This is a genomic window from Streptomyces sp. SM10 (assembly GCF_002910915.1).
GTDB lineage: Bacteria > Actinomycetota > Actinomycetes > Streptomycetales > Streptomycetaceae > Streptomyces.
The window spans coordinates 1-4,618 of sequence record NZ_NEUF01000089.1 but is presented as its reverse complement, the minus strand read 5'-3'; the positions used below and the strand labels follow the sequence as shown (position 1 = coordinate 4,618).

The window sequence follows — 4,618 nt, the reverse complement described above, 5'->3', positions numbered from 1 at the left end:
GGCTTCCTAATGCTGTTGTCAAGCGGCCGTAGCCATCGGCGGTGTCACTTCGTAGCACCGTCGGTCGCGGATCAGTGCCCAGATGACGTTGACACGTCGGCGGGCGAGGGCGAGCACGGCTTGGACGTGCCTCTTCCCTTCGGCGCGTTTGCGGTCGTAGAACTGCCGTGAGTTCGGGTCGTAGCGGACGCTGACGAGCGCGGAGGTGTAAAAGACGCGCTGGAGTCTGCGGTGGTAGGTGACCGGCCGGTGGAGGTTGCCGCTGACCTTGCCCGAGTCGCGAGGTGCTGGGGCGACGCCGGCGAAGGCCGCCAGGGCGTCCGGGGAGTCGAACTCGTCCAGATCGCCGCCGACGGCGGCGAGGAACTCGGCACCGAGAGTCGCACCGATGCCGGGGACGCTCAGGACGATGTCGGCGAGTTCGTGCTCGCGAAACCGGCCCTCGATGAGCTTGTCCATCTCGGAAATATGCGCGTTGAGGGCCATCACCTCCTCAGCCAGGGTATGGACCAGCTTCGCGATGGTCTTCTCCCCAGGCACGGCGGTGTGCTGGCGCGCGGCGGCCTCGACCGCCGCTTCGGCCAGGTCCTTGGCGCTGCGGACCTTGCGGTTGGCCAGCCACTTCGTCAGCCGGGCGACGCCGGCCCGGCGGATCGAAGCCGGGGTCTGGTAACCCGTCAGCAGCTTGAGCGGGCCGGTGTTGGTCACGTCCAAGGCCCGCTCCAGGGCCGGGAACATGCTCAGCAAAGTGCCGCGCAGGCGGTTCACGACGCGGGTGCGGTCCTCGACCAGGTCAGACCGGCGCCCGGTCAGCAGCTTCAGCTCGATGGCTGCCTCGTCACCGGGACGGATGGGCCGCAGGTCGCGGCGCATCCGGGCCTGGTCGGCGATCACGTAGGCATCGCGGGCGTCGGTCTTGCCCTCGCCGCGGTAGCCGTCGGACGCCCGGTTCACCAGTCGGCCGGGCATGTAGAGGACCTCTTGGCCGTGGCTGACCAGCAAGGCCAGCAGCAACGCGGGTTCCCCGCCGGTCATGTCGATCGCCCAGGTGACCTCACGCCCGTCGGCCAGGTCCAGGACATCCCCGACCAGCTTCAGCAGCTCGGGTTCGTCATTGGCGACCCGCCGCGACAGCAGTGTCTTGCCGTCCACGTCCAGGGCAAGGCCGTGATGGTGGCCCTTGCCGACGTCGATCCCCGCCCATATCCGGCTCATCGCGCTCCTGACATGCGTGTTCGTACTCTTCGTGCCACGGACGACCTCGCCGGCATTGCTCTACACAGCGACTTGTTCGCACTTCCTAATCGGCGGCCGAGTCGTCGTGGGGCGCTGAGCGGCAAAGCCTCGATTGCCACGAGACGGCAGCGGCCTGAAAGCCACACCCAGCGCCCCTGGGTGACCCAACCCTACGAATGGCTCGATCAGCCCGATCAAGAAGGTAGAGCGGCCTGAGGACCGCGGCCTGCGACCGGCCGGGGAGCGAAACGGGGTGGTGTGAACCGGGGCGGGCCCGCCCCGGTTCACACCACCGATGACTTTTGCGCCCGGCTCCGGTCATACATGCCGAGAGAGCACCAGACGGTGTTCACCACGACGGACTTCACGGATGGGACGCGGAACATGACCGGAGCAGTGAAGGGCCCCGCAAGCTACTTCCCCTCGATCGAGAAGAAGCACGGCCGCCCGATCGCGGAGTGGAAGGACCTCATCCGCTCCTCACCCCTGACCCGGCACATGGAACTCGTCGCCTGGCTCAAGACCGAGCACGGCCTGGGCCACGGCCACGCCAACGCACTGGTCGCGCACACGCTCGCCGAGAGCGCGTAGGCCGCGCGGGGCTCGCGGGGCGCGCGGGGCGCGGACCCCGGCTGCTCACACCTTCCCGCCCCGGCCGCGCTCGCCACCTCCGTCCCCGCCCGGGTCGTCCCCGCCACCGGTCTCGCCGCGGGAGATCGACTGCTCCGACCAGACGGTCTTCCCCCCGGGGGCGTACCGCGTGCCCCACAGCGAGGCGAGCTGGGAGATGATGAAGAGCCCCCGCCCGCCCTCGTCGGCCGCACCGGCGTACTTCATGTACGGAGCGGTGCTGCTGCCGTCCCGGATCTCGCAGGTCAGCCCGCGGTCGAGGATGAGGCGCAGCTCCACCGGCGGACTCCCGTAGCGCACGGCGTTGGTCACCAGCTCGCTCACGATCAGCTCGGCCGCGTCACCCGCGTCGCCGTCGACGCGCCAGTCGGCCAGCGCCTTGGAGGCGAGCCGGCGCGCGGTGGCCGGGGCCGTCTTGTCGTAGGGGAGCTTCCAGGTGGCGTAACGGTCCGCGGGCATGGCGCGGGCCCGGGCCAGGAGCACGGCGGCGCCCTGGAGCTCCGGGGCGTCGGGCAGGGCGTAGGCGACCGCGTCCCCGAGTTCACGCATCGGCCGGTCGGGGGGTGAGAGCGCCTGGTGCAGGCGGCCCGTCCCGGGCTCGGCGTGACTCCGCAGGACGTTGCTGTACAGGGCCAGCAGGCTCCCCTTCCTCAGCGGGAAGGAGACCGCGGCGACGGGCTCACGGCCGGCGGAACCGAGAGTCGGCCCGCGGGGGACGCTGATCACGGTGGCCCCACCGTCGGCGTCGATGACGAGAGGGTCGGTGTGGCCCGCGGAGGCCACGGTGCACGTCTCGGCGAACGGGTCGTACACGGCGTACGCGCAGGTCCCCTCCAGCGGCTCCCTGTGCAGCGGGTCGCTCTGGGGCAACTGGGCGCGTTCCTCGGCCAGCTGCGCCACGGTGTCGTACAGCCGCGCGAGCAGCTCGTCGGGTTCCAGGTCCAGCGCGGCGAGGGCGTGGACGACGGTACGCAACTGCCCGATGACGGTGGCCGCGTGGATGCCCCGCTCGACCACCTCGCCGATGACCAGGGCGGTGCGGGCCCCGGACAGGGCGATCGTGTCGAACCAGATGGCCGCGCCCCCGCCGGGGAGCAGCAGATGGTCCGTCTCCACGGCGGGCTGGGCCACCGGGCGTTGCGGCAGCAGCCTGCGCTGGAGCGCACTGGCGATGGTGTACTCGTGCACGTAGCGACGGGCGTTGTCGATGCTGAGGGCGGTGCGGAAGGCCATCGCCGTCACCGCGGGGACGTCCTCCTCCGTGAAGGGGTCGGAGTCTCCGCAGCGGTAGAGGCTCACCAGCCCGAGGACGGTCCCGCGCAGCGTGAGCGGAGCCAGCAGCAGCGTGTGGGCACCGATCTCCCGGAAGGAGCGCGCCCGCGCGGGGTCGGCGTCGGTCCAGGTCGCGCCCTCCAGAGGGACGACACGGACCCGCAGGTCGGAGAGGGACCGCTGGTACGGGGTCCCCGGTGGCATGGCTCGGATGTCCCCGATCGGATGGGCGGGCAGGCCGCCGCCGCTGTGCGCGGCGCGGTGCAGCGGCACGTCCCGGCCGAGCGGCCCCGGCGCCGGCATCTCACCGCGCAGGACCGCGTCGACGACCTCGACGACGCCGACGTCGGTGTAGTCGGGGACGAGCGCGTCGGCGAGGTCGCGGCAGATGGTCTCGACGTCCAGCGTCCGGCCCACGCTGTCGCGGACCCGGGCCAGCGCCCGGCTCCGCTCCCGCCGCTTCACCTTGTCGGTGATGTCGACCACGCAGACGGTGACCCCCAGGGTCTCGCCGCGGTCGCTCCGATGGACCGGGGACACCTCCTGGAGCCGGAACACCGTCAGGGAGAGGGTCCGCCGTCCGCCCGCCATGGCCGTGGAGGGCGCCAGGAACGGCTGCTCGATGCTGGGTACTCCGGTGCGCATGACCTCCCGGATGAGGGCCTCCACCCGCTCCGGCTCCTCGAAGGCGCACACGTCACGGAACCAACGTCCGTGCAGGCGCGCGGTCTCGTCCGTGTCGGGGTCGGAGGACGGGTCGCTCATGCGCAGGAGACGGAGGTCCGGATCGAGCACATGGATGCGGATGCGCGCCTGGGTGAACAGCATGTGCAGCACCGCGTCATCCAGGTAGTGGCCGCCCTCGCCCCGCCCTTCGGCCTCCCGGACGGCCCACCCCGATCCGGCGACGGGCTCCAGCCGGAGCCCCTCGGGCTCCGCGCCGTCCCCGTCGGCCCCCGGGGTGTCCCGGGCCAGCACGTCCATCAGGAGAAGGCCCATCGCGTCGGCGGTCGCCAGGCCGAAGCGCTGCTCGGCGGCACGGCTCCACCCGGTGACGACCCCGGCGCCGTCCACCACCATCAGAGGCGCATCAGCCATGAACTCAGCTCCTTCGGTCCCCGCGCGGGGACCCGGGACCGAGCCACCGCCCACGACGACACGTACGCACCCCAGGATCGGCCCCTGACCGGCCGCCCGCTACCGGAGCACGCGGTGCCGGTAAGGGCCCGGTGCCGGTACGGATGCCGACCGCCCGCTGCGCACCGAGCCTCGTCCGTCCCGTCCCGTCCCCCTGCCCGAACCGGGATCAGTACGGGACCGAGGGCGCACGCCCCGGCTCCCCGGCGGCCGGCAGGTGGGGGGCCGGGGTCGCACCCCCCGATTCCGGGGCGGCCGGCACCGACGGGGGCGCGGTCGTCCCGCCCGCCCCGCGCAGGAAGCCGACCGAGAGGGCACCCGCCCCGGCCATGACGACGGCCGC

General features: G+C 72.2%; 3 protein-coding genes. 1 reads left to right on the top strand and 2 read right to left on the bottom strand.

All coding sequences use genetic code 11. From position 1 onward, the window contains the following. Nucleotides 1-18: 18 nt before the first annotated feature. The gene (locus B9S57_RS12730) at nt 19-1,215 is read right to left on the bottom strand and encodes an IS110 family transposase (RefSeq protein WP_103513951.1); all 1,197 of its coding nucleotides are present in this window, start codon (nt 1,213-1,215) and stop codon (nt 19-21) included. Nucleotides 1,216-1,620: 405 nt separating this feature from the next. On the opposite strand from B9S57_RS12730, the gene B9S57_RS12725 reads away from it, so the two are divergent. Beyond that, nucleotides 1,621-1,827: a DUF4287 domain-containing protein gene (locus B9S57_RS12725; RefSeq protein ID WP_103515674.1), complete on the top strand. Its 207-nt coding sequence runs from the start codon at nt 1,621-1,623 to the stop codon at nt 1,825-1,827. A 45-nt stretch (nt 1,828-1,872) separates the two neighbouring features. Here B9S57_RS12725 and B9S57_RS12720 read toward each other — a convergent pair whose 3' ends face one another. Next, nucleotides 1,873-4,236, bottom strand: coding sequence for a SpoIIE family protein phosphatase (locus B9S57_RS12720; protein ID WP_103515673.1), 2,364 nt, complete (start codon nt 4,234-4,236; stop codon nt 1,873-1,875). Between the last annotated feature and the right edge of the window lie 382 nt (nt 4,237-4,618).